The following is a 20597-nucleotide window of genomic DNA, read 5'->3' as shown; positions in this document are numbered from 1 at the left end:
CCGGCGATGCCGCTTCGGGCAGCATCGCGGCGAGAGGCCGAAGGCCCTCGCCCGGCAATTTCGAATGTCCAACTTCGAATTGCAGGGGACACCAGTTCGGCCACCAGAGGCGACACCCTGTGGCAGGACAGTGAATCGCCATCGGGGTTGATGGCACGCGTGTGACACGCGGCCGTCCCCGGCCCGGCATGCGGATTGATCTCCTCCCGGCCAGGAGGATTCACCGTATGCGTCTCGCTCTCGCCCTCGCCAGCGTCCTGATGCTGGTCGCCGCCTCACCCGCCGCCGCTCACGTCGGTCGCGGCCCTCATCGCCACGTCGTCGTCCCCGTGCGGCCCGTCGTTGTCCCTGTCGCGGTCGTCCGTCCGGCGCTGCGTCCCGTTGTCGTCGCGCGGCCGCCGGTGGCCGTGCCCGTCCGGCGGGTGGTGCCGGTGCGTGGGCCGTCGCTGTCGGTGCGCATCCGTTTCTGACCGTGGCAATTCGAAATTCGACATTCGAAATTCAGGGGCGGCCGGCCTTCGGCCGTGCCGCCTCGGATCCCCCGAGGCGAGGGACCGCAAGGCCCTCGCCCGTCACTTTCGAATTTCAAATGTCGAATTGCCACCGCAGGTATCCTGTCGGCGATGTTCCTCTCCGGCGTCATCGAGGGCTTCTACGGCCCGCCGTGGACCGCAGACGAGCGCGCTACGTTGTTCGCGCGGATGGCGGCCTGGGGTCTCGACACCTACCTGTACTGCCCGAAGGACGACCTGCACCACAGGGCCGTGTGGCGCGAGCCCTACGGCGAGGCCGACGCGCAGGCGATGCGTGCGCTCGTGGACGCCTGCCATGCCCACGGCCTGCGGTTCCTGTACGGAATTGGCCCTGGCCTCGACATCCGGTACGGGGATGCGCAGGACCGCGCGACACTGCGCGCGCGCTGTGCGCAGATGGTGTCGCTCGGGTGCGACGGCCTGGCCCTGCTCTTCGACGACATTCCCGACGTGGTCGACCCCGCCGACCTCGCGCGCTGGGGCAGCCTCGCGGCGGCGCAGGCCGACCTGGCCAACGAGGTCGTCGCGAGCTTGCGCACGCAGGCGCCCGACCTGCTGGCCGCCTTCTGTCCCACGCCCTACTGCGAGCGCATGGTCACAGCCGGGCACGGCGGCGTCGGCTACCTCGAGTCGCTGGGCGCGACGCTCGATCCGGCCATCGAGGTCTTCTGGACCGGGCCCGAGATCGTCTCGCGCGACATCACCGTGGCGCACGTCCGCGAGGTGGCGAACAGGCTTCGGCGCAAGCCGGTCCTCTGGGACAACCTCCACGCCAACGACTACGACGGGCGCCGCATCCTGATGGGGCCCTACGCGGGGCGCCCCCTCGAACTGCGCGATGAAGTGCGCGGCATCCTCACCAACCCCAACACCGAGTTCCCGCTGAACCACGTGGCGGTCCGCACGCTCGCCCGCTTCGTGCACGAGGCCGGCGCGACCTGGGACACCCGCCAGGTGTACCTCGACGCGCTTCGCGAGTGGCTGCCGGCATTCGACACCGTGGCCGGCCCCATCGCCCTCGACGACCTCGCGTGGCTCGGCGACTGCTACTACCTGCCGTACGAGGAGGGCCCGGCCGCCGAGGCGCTCCTGGCGCATGCCCGCGTGGCGCTCACCGATCGATCCGCCACCTGGCGCGATGCCACGCAGGCCTTCCTCGCCGAGGCCACCGCACGCCGCGATTTCTGCACCCGGCTCGCGACGTTGCGGGACCGGTCGCTGTTCAATGCGCTGTCGCGGCGGGTCTGGGATCTGCGCGAGGAACTCGACCTGCTGGTCCGGGCGGCCCAGGCGCGCCTCGCATCGGCCGATGGGGTGGTCTGCGTACGCTCCGACTTCCACCAACCGCGGACGTTCCGCGGCGGCACGGTGGCCCGCCTGCAGCGCCTGCTCCAGGCGCATCCCGACGGCACGTTCACGCCGGCGCACGAGGGCGGGGCATGAGCGCCACCATCCGCCTCGCACGGCAAGACGACCGCGCTGCGGCCTATCACGTGTGCCTCAAGACGGGCGATGCGGGCGGCGACGGCGAGCCGGTCTACCGCGACGACCCCGACGCGCTCGGGCGGCTCTTCGTGGGGCCGTACCTCGCGTTCGAGCCCGCGTACGCGCTGATCCTCGAGGACGCCGACGGCGTGTGCGGCTACGCGCTCGGCGCCCTCGACTCGCGTGCCTTCTATGCCCGCTACGACGCCGAGTGGCGACCCGACCTGTGCGCGCGCTACCCGAAGCCCGAGGGAGATCCCTCCACGTGGACGCGCGTTCAGGAGGTGTACGGCTGGTACCACGCCGCCGACTACTTCTGCCCGGAGCCGTACGACCAGTACCCGTCGCACCTGCACATCGACCTGCTGCCACGCGCGCAGGGGCAGGGCCACGGCCGACGGCTCATGGAAACGCTGATGGATCGACTCCGCGCGGACGGGTCGCCGGGCGTACACCTCGGCATGTGGGCACGCAACCACAAGGCCCACGCCTTCTACACGCGCCTCGGCTTCACCGAGCTGGCGCGCCTCGGCTCGCCTGACGACGGCAGCCTCTACATGGGCAAGCGATGGCAGGACACGCGACGATGACGGCATCCCTGGCGCTGCTGGGTGGCACCCCCGTGCGGACACGGCCCTTTCCGTCGTGGCCGATCTTCGACGAGACCGACGAGGCGCGCGTGCTGGCGGCGCTGCGCAGCGGCAAGTGGGGACGCCTCGCGGGCGATCAGGTGGCCGAGTTCGAGCGGCGCTTCGCCGCGATGCACGGCTGCGCGCACGCGGTCGCGGTGGTCAACGGCACCGTCTCGCTGCGCATCGCCTTGATGGCGGCGGGCCTGCAGGCCGGTGACGAGGTCATCGTCCCGACCTACACGTTCCTGTCCACGGCGACCGCGGTGGTCGAGGCCAACGCGGTACCCGTGTTCGTCGACGTCGACCTCGACACGTTCAACATCGACCCCGCGCAGGTCGAGGCCGCGATCACGCCCCGGACCCGCGCCATCATCCCGGTCCACTTCGCGGGCCAGCCCGCCGACATGGAGGCCATTCTGGCCATCGCGGCGCGGCACGACCTGTTCGTGCTCGAGGACGCCGCGCACGCGCACGGCGCCATGTGGCGCGACCGCCCGTGCGGCGCGATCGGCCATGTCGCCTCCTTCTCGTTCCAGTCGAGCAAGAACCTGACGTCAGGCGAGGGCGGCATCATCACCACCAACGACGCGGCGCTCGCCGAGTCGTGCCGCTCGATCCACAACTGCGGCCGCGTGCCCGGCGGCATCTGGTACGAGCACCACGTGATCTCGGGCAACTACCGCCTCGGCGAGTTGCAGGGGGCGCTGCTCAACAGCCAGCTCGATCGGCTCGACGCGCAGACCGCGACTCGCGACGCCAACGGCCGTTACCTCGCGTCGCGCCTCGGCGCGCTGCCCGGCCTGTATCCGCAGACACGGCCAGCCGACTGCACGCGCCACAGCCAGCATCTCTTCATGGCCCGCCTCGACGCCGCGCTGTTCGGCGCACCCAGGGCCGTGGTGCTCGAGGCCCTGCAGGCGGAAGGGATTCCTGCCGTCGGCGGCTACGGGTACCCGCTGCCCGATCAACCGCTGTTCCGCAACAAGGCCTTCGGGCCGTACCTCCCCGACCGCGTGCACCTCGACTACACGCGCGTGTCGTGCCCGAACAGCCGCCTCATCTGCGCCGAGCAGAGCCTCTGGCTCGATCAGTCGATGCTGCTCGGCAGCCGCGCCGACATGGACGACATCGCCGACGCGTTCGAGAAGGTGCATGCGCATCGCGACACGCTCGCCGCGCGCGCCGCGCAGGGACGCTGACGCGTGACGCGCCTCACGGCCTTCGTCAACGACCGCATCGCGCCCGCGCTCACGGCGCTCAGCGACAACACCTACATGTCGGCCATCCGCGCCGGCATGGTGTCGGTGGTGCCGCTGACGATCATCGGCGGCCTGTTCATGGTCGTCTCGTACCTGCCGGTGCCGGGCTGGGAGGCCATCGTCGCGCCCTGGCTGCCGCTGCTGCAGATCCCGGTGACGGCCACCTTCGGCGTCCTCGGACTCGTGGTGTGCCTCGCCATCGCGCACGACCTCGGCACCCGGCTCGGCCAGGAGCCCATCGTCAGCGCCGCGATGGCCGTGGTGGTCTTCCTGCTGATCCAGATCGAGCCGACCGACCTCACGTTCCGCACGCCCGCCCTCGGATCGCAGGGCCTGTTCACGGCCATCATCGTTGCGCTCGTGGTGGTGCGGACGCAGAAGCTCTTCACCGATCGCGGCATCGTGATCACCATGCCCGACACGGTGCCGTCGGTGGTCTACCAGTCGTTCCTGTCGCTGATCCCGCTGGCCGTGCTCGTGATCGGCTTCTGGCTGATCCGCTTCGTGGCGGGCGTGGACATCAACCTGGTGGTGCAGCGGGCGTTCTCGCCGCTGGTGTTCGCCCTGAACACCCTGCCGGGCATCCTCGTCTACGCGTGCCTCGTGAGCCTGCTGTGGTCGGTGGGCATCCACGGCGACAACGCGCTCGACGCGATCGTGGCGCCGATTTTCCTGCAGTACCTGGCGGAGAACGTCGCGGCCGTGCAGACCGGCCAGCCGCTGCCGTACGTGACGGCCAACGGTTTCTTCACCACGTTCGTCAACGTCGGCGGCACCGGGGCCACGCTGGCGCTCGCCATCATCCTGGCGTTCTCGCGCGACGAGGCGTACCGCCGGGTGGGGCGCGTGTCGCTGCCGACGCAGATCTTCCAGATCAACGAGCCGATCTTCTTCGGCCTGCCGATCGTGCTCAACCCGGTCTTCATGGTGCCCTACGTGATCAGCGCGCTCGTCCTCACGGCCGGCAGCTACCTGCTGATGGCGTGGGGGCTGGTGCAGCGCCCCTTCATCAACGTGCCGTGGACGACGCCGCCGGTGATCGGGCACTACTTGGTCACGGGTGGCGACTGGCGCGCGGCCGTGTGGGGCGTGGTGTCGCTCGTCATCGCGGTGGGCATCTACTACCCGTTCGCGAAGGCGGCGGAACGCAGCCGACGGTAGGGGCCACAGGCCACGCGCTGCAGGCTGCCTGAGGGCACGGGTCGCCTGTGGCCTGCCGCCTGTAGCCGTTCTCGGCCCTGCGCGCGTGGCTTCGACGTAGAATCGGGGCAGACATGCCCACCCTCCGTCCCGCCGGACGGGCGTTGCTCGGCGCCCTTCTGCTCGGTGTCGCCGCCGCGTGCAGCACGCCTGGTCCCCGCGTGCCGGACCTGCCCGAGCGCGTCGACTTCGCCCTGGACGTCAGGCCGATCCTGTCGGACCGGTGCTTCAAGTGCCACGGGCCCGATGGCGCCGCGCGCAAGAGCGACCTTCGCCTCGACCAGAAGGAGGTCGTGTTCGCGCGCCTGTCGTCGGGAGCGACGGCCGTGGTGCCGGGCCGCCCCCGCAAGAGCGAGCTCGTCCGTCGCATCCTGAGCGACGACCCCGGGCTCGTGATGCCGACGCCCGACTCGCATCTCGAGCTCAGCGACTACGAGAAGGCGGTGCTGATCCGCTGGATCGACCAGGGCGCGGAGTGGAAGCCACACTGGGCGTTCACGGCGCCCACCAGACCCGAGGTGCCGGCGCCGGTCAGTCCGGACTGGGTGGTGCGCAACCCCGTCGATCGCTTCGTGCAGGCGACGCTGAAGACACGCGGATTCGCGCCGCAGCCGGAGGCCTCACGGGAGGTGCTGATCCGGCGTGTCACCTTCACGCTCACCGGGCTGCCGCCGACGCCGGCCGAGGTGGACGCCTTCGTCCGCGACGGATCACCGGATGCCTACGAACGCCTCGTCGATCGCCTGCTGGCCTCGCCCGCGTACGGCGAACGCATGGCCGCGGAGTGGCTCGACATCGCGCGCTTTGCCGACACCCACGGCTACCAGGACGATGTGCCGCGCGACATGTCGCCGTGGCGCGACTGGGTCATCGGCGCCTTCAACCGCAACATGCCGGTCGACCAGTTCGTCACCTGGCAGCTCGCGGGCGACCTCCTGCCCAACGCCACGCGCGAGCAGCGCCTCGCCACGGCGTTCAACCGGCACCACATGCAGTCGCAGGAGGGCGGCATCGTGCCTGAGGAGTACCGCGTGGAGTACGTGGCCGACCGCGTGCAGACGCTCGGTCGCGCGTTCCTCGGCGTGACCCTCGAGTGCGCCCGCTGCCACGACCACAAGTACGACCCGGTGCAGCAGAAGGACTACTTCCAGCTCTACGCCTTCTTCAACAGCATCAACGAGGCCGGCCAGGCGCCGTACTCGGGCATGGCCAGCCCCACCGTCATCCTGCCGTCGACCGACGCCGAGGCCTCGCTCGCGGCGCTGCGTGCCGAGCGCGCGCCGCTCGAGCAGGCGCTGGCTGCCGACTCGCCCGCCTACGACGCCGGGTTCGAGGCCTGGTTGCGTGCCCCGCGACGCACCGGCGCGTTCCCGTCCGCCGACGCCCTCGAGGTCCACCTGCCGCTCGAGGACATGCGACCGGGACAGATCCGGGTCGTCGACAAGAAGACCGGGCCGAAGATGGTGCCGGCGCAGGTGTTTGCCAACCTCGGCCGGGTGCGCGCGCCAGCCTATCTCGGCGGCGACCAGGATCGCGCGCCCGTGACGGTCGAGGGCCGCATCGGCAAGGGCCAGCGCCTCCGGGGCGACAGCGAGATCAAGGCACCGGACGAGGCCGCCTTCTTCGACCGCCACCAGCCCTTCTCGCTGTCGACCTGGATGCGCATCGACGTGAAGGGGACCTCGGGGTACTTCCTCACGCGGTCGGGCAGCTTCGCCAACGGCTACCGGGGGTACCTGGTGCGCCTCGAGGCCGACGGCACGGTGACGGCCGCGCTCCACCATGTCGCGCCCGACGACTCGATCGAGGTGCGATCGACGACCCCCGTCTCCCCGTCGGCATGGCACCACCTCGCGATGACGTACGACGGGTCGAGCCGCGCGGCGGGCGTGCGCCTCTTCCTCGACGGCCAGCCCCTGGCGACGCGCACGGTCGTCGACAACCTCCACCGCAGCCTCATCAACAGCGGCATCGACGGCCGGCAGATGTCGGGCGCCCCGCTCGGCCTGCGCATCGGCAGCGTCGGAGAGTTGGCCAAGGAATCGATTCGCGACGTGTCGGTCGACGACCTGCGCGCCTATGGTCGGCAGCTGAGCGCCCTCGAAGTGGCGGCGCTCGCCACCGGCACCGACACGCGGGCCGAGGCCCTCGCCGCGCGGACCCCAACGGCGCTCGCGCAGTTGCGGGAGCACTACCTGCTCGACGTCGACGCCGGGTATCGCGCCACCCTCGCCAGGCTCACGGCGATCCGTGGGCGCGAGAACGAGATACTCACAGCGCAGCCCAGCGTGATGGTGATGCGCGAGCTGCCCACGCCGCGACCCACCTTCATCCTCGCGCGCGGCGCCTACGACGCGCCCACGACACGCGTGGAGCCGGGCACGCCCGCGTCCGTGCTGCCCTTCCCGAAGGACCTCCCCCGCACTCGCCTCGGGCTGGCCCGATGGCTCCTGTCGCCGTCGCACCCGCTCACCGCCCGCGTGTTCGTGAACCGCTACTGGGCCCAGGCCTTCGGCCGCGGCCTGGTGGCGACCGCCGAGGACTTCGGCAGCCAGGGCCGCATGCCGACGCATCCGGCGCTCCTCGACTGGCTCGCGACGACCTTCGTCCGCGACGGATGGAACGCCAAGGCGCTGCAGCGGCTCATCGTGACGTCGGCGACGTATCGTCAGGCCTCGGTCGGCGACGCCAGTGCCCGCGCTGCCGACCCCGACAACACGTGGCTGGCGCGCGGGCCGGCCTATCGCATGTCCGTCGAGCAGGTGCGCGATGCTGCGCTGGCCGCGAGCGGACTGCTGGTGCGGAACATCGGTGGTCCGAGCGTCTATCCATATCAGCCGCCCGGCCTCTGGGAGTCGCTGGCGGCAGGCGCGATGTATCCGCAGTCGACGGGCGAGGGCCTCTACCGTCGCAGTCTCTACACCGCCTGGAAACGGGCCGCCCCGCCGCCGTCGGCCATCGGCTTCGACGCCTCCGAGCGCCTGACCTGCATCGTCACGCGGCAGCGCACCAACACGCCGCAGCAGGCGCTGATCCTGCTCAACGACCCCCAGTTCGTCGAGAGTGCCCGCATCCTCGCCGAACAGGTCGTCCGCGCCGCCCCGACGCCCGAGGCGCGGATCACCAGTGCCTACCGTCACGTCCTGACCCGCGGTCCATCCCCCTCGGAGATCGCCGAGCTGACCCGCCTGCTGGAGCGGGAACAGGCCCGCTACTCGGCCTCGCGCGAGGCCGCATCGGCCCTCCTGGCCACGGGCGAGCGCCCCCGCGACGCCAGCCTCGATCCGGTGGAGCTCGCCGCCTGGACGGTCGTGACGAGCACGATCATGAACCTCGACGAGGCCGTCTTCCTGCGCTGAGGACCACCCGGTCGGCGTCGACGCCGACCGCGCCGCACTCCTGCTGCCGCGGCCGCCCGCCCGGTCGTTATAGGCGCACCCCGGCTGGTGTCATTAACTTTAGTTGGTGCGCCTTTGCCTCACCAACGGGGCGGACAGGCGTGCCACGGAGCACCCATGGGACGCAGGACAGGGGAGCGCGCAGGCGCCGTGCGACAGGCGGCCACGTACGTGGAGGCGCATGCCGAGCGCGCCATGCTGGTCGAGGACATTGCCACCGCGTGCGGACTGCACGTCCGTACGCTTTATCGGAGCTTCACCCGCGAGTACAAGCTGACCCCGAAGCGCTACCTCCGTCAGTGTCGGCTCGAACGCGTCCGGGCCGACCTGCTGACGGCTAGCCGCGGCACCACGGTCACAACCGTGGCCATCCGCCACGGGATCACCCATCTGGGACGTTTTGCCAAGGAGTACGCCCTGGCATTTGGCGAGCCACCGTCCGCGACGTTGCGACGCGCGGCAAGTGGCGCCACCGGCACACCGCAGGATGTTCCTGGCACCGGGTGTGGCCAGGAAAATGCCTGTGTAGCGTGATAGCATGCGCCCGCCTTGCACGCCGGCCAGCCGCCGCTCCCGCCCGCGGCAGACGACCCCGCGCTCCAGGCCTGGATCGACCGGCTGTACGCCGAGCACGGGCCTGCCCTGCTGCGGTACCTCCGGCGGCTCGCGGGCGCTGACGGCGATCCTGCGGACCTCCTGCACGAGACCTTCCTCCGGGTCTGTGCCCGCCCGCCCGGCGAACCCATCGACAACGAGCGCGCCTGGCTGTTCAGGATTGCCACCAACGTCGCGCACAACGGACGCCGCGACGCGCAGCGCCTGCGTGCGCGCGACCAGGCCGCGGCCGGCGCACTCCCGGTGTCGGGCGATGTCGTGCACCAGCTCGAAGTCCGCGAACGCGTGGCGCAGGCGCTTGCCGTCATCGACGACGAGCGCGGGCGCCTGGCGCTGTTGTTGTTCGCTGAAGGATTCACGTACCGCGAGATCGCGGACATCCTCGAACTCGCACCCGGCCACGTTGGCGTGCTGATCCAGCGCGCGCGCGACCAATTCCGCCGCCGAATCGACCCCGCTCGATGACCCCGTCGCTCCCATCTCCGGCCTCGTGCCCCGACCGCCTGCGACTGCAGCGCTGGAGTGACGGCGACGATGGCCTCGCCGACGCCGAGGGTCTCGCGGCGCACGTGGCGACGTGTGCCCGCTGCCGGGAGGTCGCGGCGTCGATTCAGGAGGAACGCGCCCTGATCGACGGTGTCTTCGCCGAGGAAGAGCGTGCTGCCGCGGACGACAGTCGACGGGCGTTTGAGGTGGTGCAGCACCGCCTCGCGGCCACGCGCGCGTCCGCGCCGATGCCGACGGCGGCGGCGCTGACGCCGCCGTGCTCGCCAGGCGCCGGCCGTCGACGCCGCTGGCTCGGCGCTGGACGGTCCTGGCAACTGGCGACCGCCGCGCTGGTGGTGGCGTGCGTGGCCCTGACCGCCGTGGTGAGCGATCAGCAGCCCGTGCAGGCCTCGGCCGACTGGCTGATTTCGGAGTCCGATGTGCGCGGCCGTGCCTGGCGCACGCAGCCCGGGAAGATTCGGCAGGAAGTCTACGACCTGCACACGCAGGAGGCCGGCAAGCCGGCCGTGCACCAGCGCCAGGTCACGGTGTTCTCCACGATCCCCGGCGCCGAGAACACGACCACGCAGGTCACCGATGCGACCGGAGCGCTCGTCAACGCGACATGGCGTCGCACGGACGGATGGGGCGCGCGTTTCGACACGCGCAACGGTCCGCACCTCGTACTGGATCCGCCGACCGCCGACATCGACGCACTGCTCGCCACGCTCACCGGCGAGGACGCCGATGCGCTCCGGTACTGGAACAGCCTGCGGCTCTGGCAGGTGCGTCCGCAGCAGCAAGCGGCCACGCAGGCGGCGATCCTGAGCGGCAAGGCCACGTACTTCATGCACGGCATCGGCACCCTGCAGGGGGAGCCGTCGTTCCGGAGCGACGCGTCCGGTTACCGCATCGCGTTCACCGTCCGACCGCGCCGGGCGATGCCCGACGGCGCGTTGCTGTCGATCGAGGACACGTTCGCCTCTGGCAGCCTCGTGCACGAGCGACGTGTGATCAAGCGCGTGACGCCAGCGGGAGTCCTGCTCGGCGAGTCGGGACGCACGTTGATCAGCCGCGGCGACGCCGATCGGGCGACGCTCGATCGCCTGATGGCGCAGATGATCGACCCTCCCGCGGCCTGGCGCGTCACTCGCACGACCACTGAGGAGGCACTCGCCGAGGCTCGCCGCTTCTGGACGCGCATGAAGCCTCTGCTGCCCCCGGAGGCCCGCCCCGCTGGACCGTCCGCTCCCGAGTCCACCACGCGCTAGGTTCGCCGGGAGCGAGCCGCACTCCCGTACCCGGTACCCGCTACCCGCTACCCGGTACCCGCTACCCGTCCCTTCAGTGCGCGTCGAGCACCTCGCGCACCTTGCGCGCGAGGCCCTGCGGCGTGAACGGCTTCTGGATGAAGGCGTCGGTCGACGTCTCGAGGCCGTGGCGAACGACGGCGTCGTCCGTGTAGCCGCTCATGTAGAGCACGCGCATGCCGGGATGGCGCTGCCGGAGCTGGTCGGCCAGCTGGCGGCCGCCCATGCCGGGCATGACCACGTCGGTGACCAGCAGGCTCACGTGCGCCAGGGCAGCCACGTCGAGCGTGAGCGCCTGCCGCGCCAGGCCCACCTCGTGCACGACGTAGCCGTGCATCTCGAGCGCGAAGCGGGCGAAGCGGCGCACCGCCTCCTCGTCCTCCACCAGCAGGATGGTCTCGCTGCCGTGCGGGACGTGCGCCACGGCGACGGCGGCCTGGTCGGCGGCAGCCATCGACTGGGCGGGCAGGAGCACGTGGAAGCTCGTGCCGCGGCCCAACGCGCTGTCGACCACGATCGTGCCACCCGCCTGCCGGACGATGCCGTAGACCGTGGCCAGGCCGAGGCCGGTGCCCTTGCCCACGCCCTTGGTCGTGAAGAACGGCTCGAAGATGTGCGACTTCACCGCGTCGCTCATGCCGACGCCGCTGTCGGTCACAGACAGGCGCACGTAGGTGCCCGCGGGCACGTCGGACGGCTCGGCCGAGCCGGGGGGCACCAGTGTCTCGGTGGCCGTCACGCGCAGCAGGCCGCCGGTCGGCATCGCATCGCGCGCGTTCACCACCAGGTTCATCAGCACCTGCTCGAGCTGGCCAGGATCGATGCGCACCCGGGGCAGGTCCGGCGCGAACGACGTCTCGAGCCTGATGTCCTCGCCGATCAGGCGCCGGAGCAGGCGCACCGACCCCTCCACCGCGTTGGCGAGGTCGAGGATCTTCGGCTCGACGATCGCCTTGCGGCTGAACGCCAGCAACTGCGCCGTGAGCGCCGCTGCGCGATCGCCGGCATCGCGGATCGCGCCCAGCGGCTCCTTCTGCGTCGATGGCGTTGCCGCGTCGCCGAGCAGCAGCGCCGTGTATCCGTTGATGATCGTGAGCAGATTGTTGAAGTCGTGCGCCACGCCACCGGCGAGCTGGCCGATGGCCTCCATCTTCTGGGCCTGTCGTACCTGCTCCTCGAGCCGCCGCTGCTCGGTGACGTCGCGGATGAACCCGTAGATCTGCTGGCGCTCGGGCAATGAAATCGAGTTCCAGAGGAACCAGCGGTAGCCGCCGTCGCGCGTGCGATAGCGATTGACGAATCCCGTGAGCGACTCGCCGCGCAGCGTCCGCTCGCCGTTGGCGACGGTCATCTCCCTGTCGTCGGGATGCACGAAGTCGATCCAGGGCTTCGACCGGAGCTCCTCCGCCGTCCATCCGAGCCGCTCGGTCCACGCCGGGTTCACCACGTGCAGGTAGCCGTCGAAGCCGGCGATGCACACCGGGTCCGGCGAGTTGTTCCACACGTAGTCCCGTTGCTCCTGGGCGGCGCGGCGGTCGGTCACGTCCGTCGCGATACCGCAGAGGGCATAGGGCTCGCCGTTGTCCTGGAACAGGGGGAACATCAGGCTGAGGAAGGTGCCCTGCGTGCCGTCCGGGCGACGCACGAACTCTTCCACCTGTCTCGGGCGCAGCGTCTCGAACACATCGCGCTCGCTCGTCTCGAATCGTTCCGCCATTTCGGCGGGCAACAGCTCGCGCGCCGTGCGGCCCACCCACTGTTCCTGCGGGATGCCGAACACCTCCGCGAATTGGCGATTCACGAAGAGCAGGCGGCCGTCGAGATCCTTCAGGTAGACGACGGCCGGAGAGGCGTCGAGCACGTCGCGGAACCGCGCCTCGCTCGCCTTGAGCGCGTCCTGCGCCAGCACTCGCTCGAGGGCGGCGCGGGCCAGGTGGGCGGCCCCGGCCACCGCGAGCTCGTGGGTGGACGGCCGTGCCGCCTCGACGGTCGCGTCGAGGGCCAGTGCGCCCGTGACGATCGCGAAGGCATGCGGATCCGGCGGGCCAGGCTCGCGACGGTACACGGCGAAGGTGCCGAGTACCCGGCCTGCCTCGATGCCCGGCACGTTGCCGCTCGCCATGATGGGCACCGACAGGCACGAGCGCAGGCCATGCCCGAGGGCGACGTCGCGATAGGCGCGCCAGTGTTCGTCCGTCGCGATGTCGAGGCTGATGACCGTCCTGGCCAGGAAGGCCGCCGACCCGCAGCCACCGCCCATCGGACCGACGGGCACGCCCTCCACGGCGGCGTTGTACGGCCCAGGCAGGCCGGGTGCAGAGAGCAGATGCAGTTTCCCATCCACCACCTGCAGGATCGAGCAGATCGATCCGGGCAACTGCTCCTCGACGTGGCGCACGATTTCGTCGAGCACCTCGTCGAGCGCGGTCCCGCGGGCGATCTGTTCGAGCACACGATTGTTCCAGCGCATCGCGTCCTCGACGCGTCGCCGCTCGGTCACGTCCACGGACACGCCGGTCAGCTGTACCGGACTGCCGTCGGTAGCGCGTTCGAGTCGGCCCGCCTCCTCGAGCCAGGCGGTCGAGCCGTCTGGGCGTATCACGCGGTACAGGCTGTGGTACTCGGTGCCGTCGCCCTCGAGACATGCGCGGATGCCGGCATCGAACACCTCGCGATCGTCGGGGTGCACGCGGTCCCGCACATCGGCGACCCGTTCGGGGTGCGCCGTCACCGGCAGCACCGGCTCCACGCTGAAGTAGCGGATGACCTCGTCGCTGCCGACCTCCCACGAGAACGCGATCGCGCCGGCGGCCTCGAGCGCCACGCGCAGGCGGGCCTCGCTCGTCTGCAGCGCCTGCTCGCCGGCCTTCCTGTCGGTGATGTCGAGGTTGATGCCGAAGAGTCGCCGCGCCTGGCCGTCGGCATCCCGCTGGACACGCCCGATGCCGAGCACCCAGCGCAGGCCCCGGATCGGATGCCTCACCCGGTACTCGGCCCGATACTCCGCGGTCTTGCCCGTCAGCGTGTCGTCGATGACCTGTGTGACCCGCGGCAGGTCGTCGGGGTGCAGGGCGGTGGCCCAGACGTCGAAGGTGACCGCACGTCCCTCCTCGATGCCATGGAGGCGGTAGTTCTCTGGCGACCAGATGACGTCGTCGCCTGAGGTGTCCCAGTCCCACACGCCCGCCTCGGCGGCATGGAGCGCCAGGCGCAGGCGCTCGGCGGCGATCCGGCTCTCGCGCTCCGCCTCCTTGCGCGCGGTGATGTCCTGGGCGATGCCGAGGATGCCGATCACGCTCCCGCGGTCGTCGCGCAGCGGCCTGACGCGGAGGTCCACCCACACGCGAGAACCGTCCTTGCGGACATCCTCTCGCTCGCCCTCCCATTCGATGCCCGCCACGGCCTGGCTGAGGACGTCGTGCACCTCTCCGTGAGCGCCCGTGGGGTGGTGGGCGGTCAGGGTGCGTCCCAGTTGCTCGTCCGCCGTCCACCCGAACAGGCGCGTGGCGCCCTCGTTCCAGAACGTGATGATGCCGTGCACGTCGGTGACGACGACGGCGTCGCGCATCTGCTGGATGAGGGCGGACGCCAGCGTCGTCGCTTGGGGAAGCGAGGGGGGGGAGGGGGAGCGGGGAGCCTGCGATGGAGCGTCCATGACGCGGCCGGGCAGCCCGAGTATAGACCTCTCGGTGTCCAGGCGCGAGAGTGGCGATTCCGCTGGTTCGCCCGGGCTTACGAACCGAGCGCGGCCGTCGTCCAGCCCTCGCCGCAGCGCATCACGTGGCCGGGCTGGCCGAAATCGCGACAGGCCTCCTCGAAGGCCATCGGATCAGCGGTGTTGAACGCGAACATCTCGTAGTGGCAGGGAATGACCACGCGGGCGCCGATGTCGCGCCCGAGGACGGCCGCCTCCCGCGCGTCGAGGTTCCCGGCGACCCGCCGTTCCGGCGCTCGCCCGTTGATCGGCAGCAGCGCCACGTCGATGCGGTGGGGGCGCAGGGCCTCGGCCATGCCGTCGAAGCGCACCGTGTCTCCGCTGTGGTAGAGCGTCCAGTCCCCGCACCGCACCACGTAGCCCACGAACTCCGGCGACAGGGCCTCGTGCGCGGCGGGCACCGCCTCGAACCGGAAAGGCCCCACCTCCACGTGGTCGCCTATCGCGAGGCCGACGAGGGCGTCGGCCTCCACGCCCACGCGGTCCGCCGCGAACGCGCGGTTGGCCTCGGCCACCACCAGGGTCATCGACGGATTGGCGAAGCGCAGCGGCCTGAGGGTCTCGGCGTCGAGGTGGTCGGTGTGGTTGTGGCTCGACGTCACCACGTCGATGAAGTCGAGGCGACCCGGGTCGATCACCCGCTCGGTCATGCGGACATGGGGCTTGTCGGTCTTCGCGTACTTGTCGGTGAGCGAGTCCGACAGGTAAGGATCAAGCAGCAGGTGCCAGCCCTCGAACTGGACGAGGAACCCGCTCTGTCCGAGCCACCAGAGGTGGACGTGGCCGTCGGGCGCAGCGGCCGCCCCGATGTCGAGGAGCAGCGCGTCGTCTTGCTGCACGGGCACGATCACGACAGGCCCAGCTCCTCGCGCACGCGGCGCACGCCGGCCACCATGTTGGCGAGCTTGGGGCGTGCCGCCCAGCGCGCGGTCTGGCTCAGGCCGCAGTCGGGGGCGAACACGAGCCGTTCCGGCGGCGCGAAGGTCAGGCACCGGCGCACCCGGGCGGCGATGTCGTCGACGGTCTCGACGTAGTAGCTCTTGACGTCGATCACGCCGACGGCGACGTCCATGCGCTGCGCGATCGTCTCGATGATCTCGACCTCGGCGAACTCGCGGCTCGCCATCTCGACGTGCAGCTCGTCGACATGCGCGTCGAGGAACGCCGGGAACAGTGCGGCGTACCGACGTGGGGCCACGGCGCGCCCCTTGTAGTTGCCGAAACAGAGGTGGGTGGACAGTCGCGTCCGCCCGCGCACGCCTTCGACGGTCTCGTTGAACAGGCGCACGAAGCGGGCCGGATCCTCGCGGTGCGCGTAGCAGCTCATCGAGGGCTCGTCCACGCACACGTCACGACACCCGGCCGCGACCAGCGCCTCGAGCTCGGCGCGCACGATCGGCACCAGGGCTGCCGCGAGCGCCCAGCGATCGGGGTACTCGCGGCTCGGCAGCAGGCGTCCGCTCAAGGTGTAGGGACCGGGCACGCTGGCCTTCAGCCCCACGCCCGCTGGCGCGAGCCGCAGCAGGCGCTCGAAGTCGGCGACCGTGCCGAGGCCGCAGGGAGCGGCGAGCGTGCCGATCACGGCGTGCTTGCCCCGCTGATCGTGGCCCGGCGGCCCGAAGCGCCGCTGCGACGGCGGCTCGGGAGCCAGTCCCTCGATGAAGCCGTAGAACGACAGGTTGAAGTCCAGCCGCGTCTGCTCACCGTCGCTGATGACGTCGAGTCCCGCGCTCACCTGATCCCGCACGGCGGCAGCCACGGCGTCGTCGAGCATCTCCGCGACGTCGTCGGCGCCGAAAGCGTCGAGGTGCGCACTGGCGAACTCGAGCCAGGCCGGGAACGGATAGCTGCCGATGACGGTGGTGCGCAGGGCCGCAGGCATGGGGGAAGTGTAGGGTCAGTAATTCAGAATTCAGAATTCAGAGTTGAGAAGGCTGAAGGCGAAAGGCTCAAGGCGGAGGGTTCAAGGCTCGAGCCCCAAGCGCCCAGCCCCAAGACCGCAAGACTGCAAGGCCGCAGGCCGCAGGTACACTGTCGCGCATGCATTCGGGACGCCTGGCCGGGCGATCGATCGTGATCGTCGGTGGCACGTCGGGCATGGGCCTGTCGGCGGCGCTGGCCTGCCTGCAGGCGGGCGCGCGCGTGACGGTGGGCGGGCGCGATGACGCCCTGCTCGAGGACGCGCGGAGTCAACTGGGCACGGAGGTGGTGTGCCTGGCGGGCGATGCCGCGTCTCCGGCGTTTGCGCCGCTGCTGATCGAGGCCGCCCTGCGCTCGCACGGGCGGGTCGACGGGCTGTTCCACGTCGCCGGCGGCAGCGGGCGCCGGGCGGGCGACGGCCCGCTCGATGCGGTGTCGGACGACGGCTGGCGGCACACGATCGACATCAACCTGACCGCGCTGTTCCACAGCAACCGCGCCATCGCTCGTCACTGCCTTGCGGCCGGACACGGCGGCTCCGTGGTCAACATGGCCTCGGTGCTCGCCACCGCCCCTGCGCCCCTGCACTTCGCGACGCATGCGTACGCTGCGGCCAAGGCCGGCGTGATCGGCCTGACGACGAGCTGTGCGGCCTACTACGCGAGCCGTGACATCCGCTTCAACGTCGTCGCACCAGGGTTGGTGGACACGCCCATGGCCGCTCGTGCGATGGGCGATCCGACGATCGCCGCGTATGTGGCTGGCCGACAGCCGCTCGATGGCGGCCGCGCCGCACGGCCTGCTGACGTCGACGGCGTGGTCGTCTACCTGCTGTCGGACGAGTCGCGCTTCGTGACCGGCCAGGTCATCGCCGTGGACGGCGGCTGGTCCGTCACGGCATGAGCGGCCCGGTGATCGGGGTCGACGTCGGAGGGACGTTCACCAAGTTCGTCGTGCTCGACGCGACGGGTGGCGCGGTTGATCGATCGCGTATCCCCACCGACGATTCGCCGGCGCGGCAGTTGCCTCTCGATGTGGCCCGCGAGGTGGCGCGGCTCGAGGGCCTGCACGGCCCGGCGCTGGTCGGCGTGGCGTGCCCCGGCCTGGTGCGCGACGACGAGGTGGTGTGGATGAAGGGCCGCCTCGAGGTGCTCGAGGGCCTCGACTGGTCGCGCGCGCTCGGCCGCAGCGAGCGCGTCCGCGTGATCAACGACGCGCAGGCGGCGCTGGCGGGCGAGGTGGCGCTCGGGGCCGGGCGGGGCTGTCGCGACGTCGTGCTGCTCACGATCGGGACCGGCGTCGGCGGTGCGGTGATGTGCGATGGCCGCATCCTGCGCGGTCACCTGGGCCGTGCCGGCCACCTCGGGCACATGTCGGTGAACGCCCCGGGCCAGAAGGACATCGTCAACACGCCCGGCAGCCTCGAGGACGCGATCGGCAACTGCACGATCGTGCGCCGCACGGACGGGCGGTTCACCGATACGGCGGCGCTCGTGTCGGCGCACCTGGCAGGCGACGGCCGCGCCACGGCCGCGTGGGACGCCAGCGTGCAGTTGCTCGCCGCGGGCATCGCCTCCATCGTCAATGCGGTCGACCCCGCGCGGGTGATTCTCGGCGGCGGCATCGCCACGCAGGCGGGCGATGCGTTGCTCGCGCCGCTGCGCCGGTGGATGGACGAGTACGAGTGGCGCCCGCTCGGCGCGGGCGTGGAGATCGTGCTCGCGCAACTGGGCGAGGAGGCGGGCGCGATCGGCGCGGCCGCGTACGCGAGGGAGTCGACGGCATGACCCCGTCCGAGCAGTACCTGCAGGCCTGCGAGCGCGTGCTCGCCACCGTCCGCGGGCAGGCGCCCGCGATCGCGACCGCCGCCGGCTGGTTCGCCGACGCCATCCTCGCGGGCCGCATGGTCCACGTGTTCGGGTCGGGACACAGCCGCATCATGGTCGAGGAGTTGTGGCCGCGCTACGGGTCCTTCCCCGGCTTCAATCCCATCGTCGAGCTGTCGCTCACCTTCCACAACCTCGTGGTGGGCGCCAACGGCCAGCGGCAGGCGATGTTCCTCGAGAACGTCCCTGGGCTCGCGGCGCGCATCCTCCGCAACTTCGCCACCAGCCCGCTCGACGCGGCGCTCGTCGTCAGCTCGAGCGGCTGCAACGTGGTGCCCATCGAGATCGCGGAGGAGTTCCAGCGGCGCGGCGTGCGCGTGGTGGCCATCGTGAGCCGCGCGCACAGCGAGGCCAGCACCAGCAAGCGTGCCGACGGCCGACGGCTGCAGGACTTCGCCGATCTCGTCCTCGACACGGGCGCACCGGTCGGCGACGCGATGGTGCATGTGGAGGGGCTCGACACGCCGGTGTCGCCGGGGTCGACCATCGGCGGCTGCGCGCTGGTGAACTGCCTGAAGGCCGAGGTGGCGCAGCGGCTGACGGCAGCGGGCCATCCGCCGACGGTGCTGACGGCGGGCGTGCTGGTGGGCAGTGCCCGCGCCACGCAGCTGTTCGAGGCGGCCTACGACGAACACGCGCACCGCCTGGCGCGCCTCTACGCCGACGTCGGCGAGCCCTGAGCCTCAGCGCCGGTCAGAGGGAGCGCCTGCCGACCACCGACCGCCGCCTGCCGCCTGCCGCCTGCCGACTGCCGACTGCCGACTGAAAGCGCGCTTTCAGCGTGAGGCGTCGAGCACCTCGCGCACGCGTCGCGCCAGCGCAACGGGCGAGAAGGGCTTCTGGAGGAAGGCATCGGTCGACGACTCCACGCCGTGACGCAGCACGGCGTCGTCGGTGTACCCGCTCATGAAGAGGACGCGCAACTGCGTCAGCAGGTTGTTGAAGTCGTGGGCCACGCCGCCTGCGAGTCGCCCGATCGCCTCGATCTTCTGCGACTGCCGGATCTGCTCGTCGAGGCGCTTTTCCTCGGTGACGTCGCGCACGAAGGCGTGGACGTGGCCGTCCGGCATCGGCAGCGAGTTCCACGAGAACCAGCGCCAGTCGCCATCCCGGGTGCGGAGGCGCGTCTCGAAGTTGCGCACCGCCATCCCGGCGCGCAGCCGCTGCAGCGCGGCCACTGCGCCGGGCAGGTCGTCCTCGTGCATGAGATCGCGGCCTGGCCGCGCCAGCAGCTCGGCCTCCGACCATCCCAGGCGCTCGGTCCACGCGGGATTGACCTGCGTGAAGTAGCCCTCGAGGTCGAACACGCAGAGCGGGTCGGGCGAGTGGTTCCACAGCCGGTCGCGCTCGGCCTGCGCGCGCTTGCGGTCGGTGATGTCGGTCGAGATCCCGCACACGGCGTACGGCGTGCCGTCCTCGCGGAACAGCGGGAACTGCACCGACAGGAAGGTCACCGCGCGCCCATCGGGCAGCACCGCCGCCTCCTCGAGCTGGTGCGGCCGCAGCGTCGAGCGGACCACGTCGTCGTTGCAGTCGAAGCCGTCGGCCACGTCGGGGGGAAACAGGTCGTGCGCCCTGAGGCCGACGAACTCGCTGGCCGGGCGCCCGACGATCTGCGCCAGCGTCTGGTTCACGAACAGGTAGCGCCCCTCGAAGTCCTTGAGGTACACCACGGCGGGTGAGCCATCGAGCACGCTGCGGAAGCGCGCCTCGCTGTCGCGCAGCGCCTGTTCGGCCCGCTTGCGATCGGTGATGTCGTGATCGGTGCCCTCGACGCGCACGATCACGCCGGACTCGTCGCGCACCGCGCGGCCGCGGCTGTCGATCCACATGATCGAGCCGCCCTCGGTGACGATGCGGAGGTCGTCGGCGAAACCGTCGGCGCCCTGCATCACGGCCTGCACGCGCGCGATGGCCCGGGGTTGATCCTCGGGATGCACGACGCGCAGGAAGGCCTCGAAGCTTGCCGGTTCATGGGGCCCCAGCCCGAACATCGAGCGGATGGCATCGGACCACCACACCTGGTCGGTCTTGGGATCCCACTCCCAGCTGCCGAGGCGCGCCGCCTGCTGCGCATTCGCGAGCCTGACCTCGCTGGCACGCAGCGCCTCCTCGGCCTGGCGGCGCTCCGTGATGTCGCGGGCGAACACGTAGAACA

Annotated in this window: 16 protein-coding genes; 12 read left to right on the top strand and 4 right to left on the bottom strand. The window is 71.0% G+C overall.

The features are described 5' to 3' along the window. The first annotated feature begins 227 nt into the window (after window positions 1-227). The 9 genes from ACIRDX_RS11925 to ACIRDX_RS11885 all read left to right on the top strand — a co-directional run bounded on the left by ACIRDX_RS11925 (window position 228) and on the right by ACIRDX_RS11885 (window position 10879). Window positions 228-470 (top strand): hypothetical protein, encoded by a 243-nt coding sequence (locus tag ACIRDX_RS11925; RefSeq protein WP_396625651.1) that lies wholly within the window; start codon window positions 228-230, stop codon window positions 468-470. Between the two features lie 153 nt (window positions 471-623). Further along, window positions 624-1976: a beta-N-acetylglucosaminidase domain-containing protein gene (locus ACIRDX_RS11920; protein WP_396625650.1), complete on the top strand. Its 1353-nt coding sequence runs from the start codon at window positions 624-626 to the stop codon at window positions 1974-1976. Further along, window positions 1973-2608: a GNAT family N-acetyltransferase gene (locus tag ACIRDX_RS11915; protein WP_396625649.1), complete on the top strand. Its 636-nt coding sequence runs from the start codon at window positions 1973-1975 to the stop codon at window positions 2606-2608. Before ACIRDX_RS11920 ends, ACIRDX_RS11915 begins: the two co-directional genes overlap by 4 nt. Beyond that, a complete protein-coding gene (locus ACIRDX_RS11910) occupies window positions 2605-3849 on the top strand; it encodes a DegT/DnrJ/EryC1/StrS family aminotransferase (protein WP_396625648.1) in 1245 nt (414 codons plus the stop codon). The genes ACIRDX_RS11915 and ACIRDX_RS11910 overlap by 4 nt, the downstream gene beginning before the upstream one ends. Window positions 3850-3852: 3 nt before the next feature. Next, entirely contained in the window at window positions 3853-5070 is a 1218-nt protein-coding gene (locus ACIRDX_RS11905) for a PTS sugar transporter subunit IIC (protein ID WP_396625647.1), read from the top strand. Between the two features lie 113 nt (window positions 5071-5183). Next, entirely contained in the window at window positions 5184-8468 is a 3285-nt protein-coding gene (locus tag ACIRDX_RS11900) for a DUF1553 domain-containing protein (protein ID WP_396625646.1), read from the top strand. Between the two features lie 156 nt (window positions 8469-8624). Continuing rightward, a complete protein-coding gene (locus tag ACIRDX_RS11895) occupies window positions 8625-9041 on the top strand; it encodes a helix-turn-helix transcriptional regulator (RefSeq protein ID WP_396625645.1) in 417 nt (138 codons plus the stop codon). Between the two features lie 15 nt (window positions 9042-9056). Further along, on the top strand, window positions 9057-9587 hold the full coding sequence (locus ACIRDX_RS11890) for an RNA polymerase sigma factor (RefSeq protein WP_396625644.1): 531 nt from the start codon (window positions 9057-9059) through the stop codon (window positions 9585-9587). Continuing rightward, on the top strand, window positions 9584-10879 hold the full coding sequence (locus tag ACIRDX_RS11885; protein ID WP_396625643.1) for a hypothetical protein: 1296 nt from the start codon (window positions 9584-9586) through the stop codon (window positions 10877-10879). The genes ACIRDX_RS11890 and ACIRDX_RS11885 overlap by 4 nt, the downstream gene beginning before the upstream one ends. A gap of 73 nt (window positions 10880-10952) precedes the next feature. On the opposite strand, the gene ACIRDX_RS11880 is transcribed toward ACIRDX_RS11885, so the two are convergent. From ACIRDX_RS11880 to ACIRDX_RS11870, 3 genes are all read right to left on the bottom strand, one after another. After that, complete coding sequence (locus tag ACIRDX_RS11880) at window positions 10953-14573, bottom strand: PAS domain S-box protein (RefSeq protein WP_396625642.1); 3621 nt, start codon at window positions 14571-14573, stop codon at window positions 10953-10955. A 77-nt stretch (window positions 14574-14650) separates the two neighbouring features. Then, window positions 14651-15484 carry an MBL fold metallo-hydrolase gene (locus ACIRDX_RS11875; protein WP_396625641.1) on the bottom strand — a complete coding sequence of 278 codons (834 nt, stop codon included), beginning with the start codon at window positions 15482-15484 and terminating at the stop codon, window positions 14651-14653. Continuing rightward, window positions 15481-16515 carry a methionine synthase gene (locus ACIRDX_RS11870; RefSeq protein ID WP_396625640.1) on the bottom strand — a complete coding sequence of 345 codons (1035 nt, stop codon included), beginning with the start codon at window positions 16513-16515 and terminating at the stop codon, window positions 15481-15483. The genes ACIRDX_RS11875 and ACIRDX_RS11870 overlap by 4 nt, the downstream gene beginning before the upstream one ends. A gap of 158 nt (window positions 16516-16673) precedes the next feature. Between ACIRDX_RS11870 and ACIRDX_RS11865 the strand changes: the two genes are divergently transcribed. Genes ACIRDX_RS11865 through ACIRDX_RS11855 form a run of 3 tightly spaced genes read left to right on the top strand, consistent with a single transcriptional unit; the run spans window position 16674 to window position 19119 of the window. After that, window positions 16674-17456: an SDR family NAD(P)-dependent oxidoreductase gene (locus tag ACIRDX_RS11865; RefSeq protein WP_396625639.1), complete on the top strand. Its 783-nt coding sequence runs from the start codon at window positions 16674-16676 to the stop codon at window positions 17454-17456. Beyond that, window positions 17453-18340, top strand: coding sequence for an ROK family protein (locus tag ACIRDX_RS11860; RefSeq protein ID WP_396625638.1), 888 nt, complete (start codon window positions 17453-17455; stop codon window positions 18338-18340). Before ACIRDX_RS11865 ends, ACIRDX_RS11860 begins: the two co-directional genes overlap by 4 nt. Beyond that, window positions 18337-19119 carry a sugar isomerase domain-containing protein gene (locus tag ACIRDX_RS11855; RefSeq protein WP_396625637.1) on the top strand — a complete coding sequence of 261 codons (783 nt, stop codon included), beginning with the start codon at window positions 18337-18339 and terminating at the stop codon, window positions 19117-19119. The genes ACIRDX_RS11860 and ACIRDX_RS11855 overlap by 4 nt, the downstream gene beginning before the upstream one ends. A gap of 96 nt (window positions 19120-19215) precedes the next feature. Here ACIRDX_RS11855 and ACIRDX_RS11850 read toward each other — a convergent pair. Continuing rightward, on the bottom strand, window positions 19216-20597 hold a 1382-nt coding region (locus ACIRDX_RS11850; protein ID WP_396625636.1), incomplete at its 5' end, for a PAS domain S-box protein.

The sequence above is a fragment of the Luteitalea sp. genome, from assembly GCF_044337415.1.
Taxonomy (GTDB): Bacteria; Acidobacteriota; Vicinamibacteria; order Vicinamibacterales; family Vicinamibacteraceae; genus Luteitalea.
This window is presented reverse-complemented; position numbering and strand designations above follow the sequence as displayed.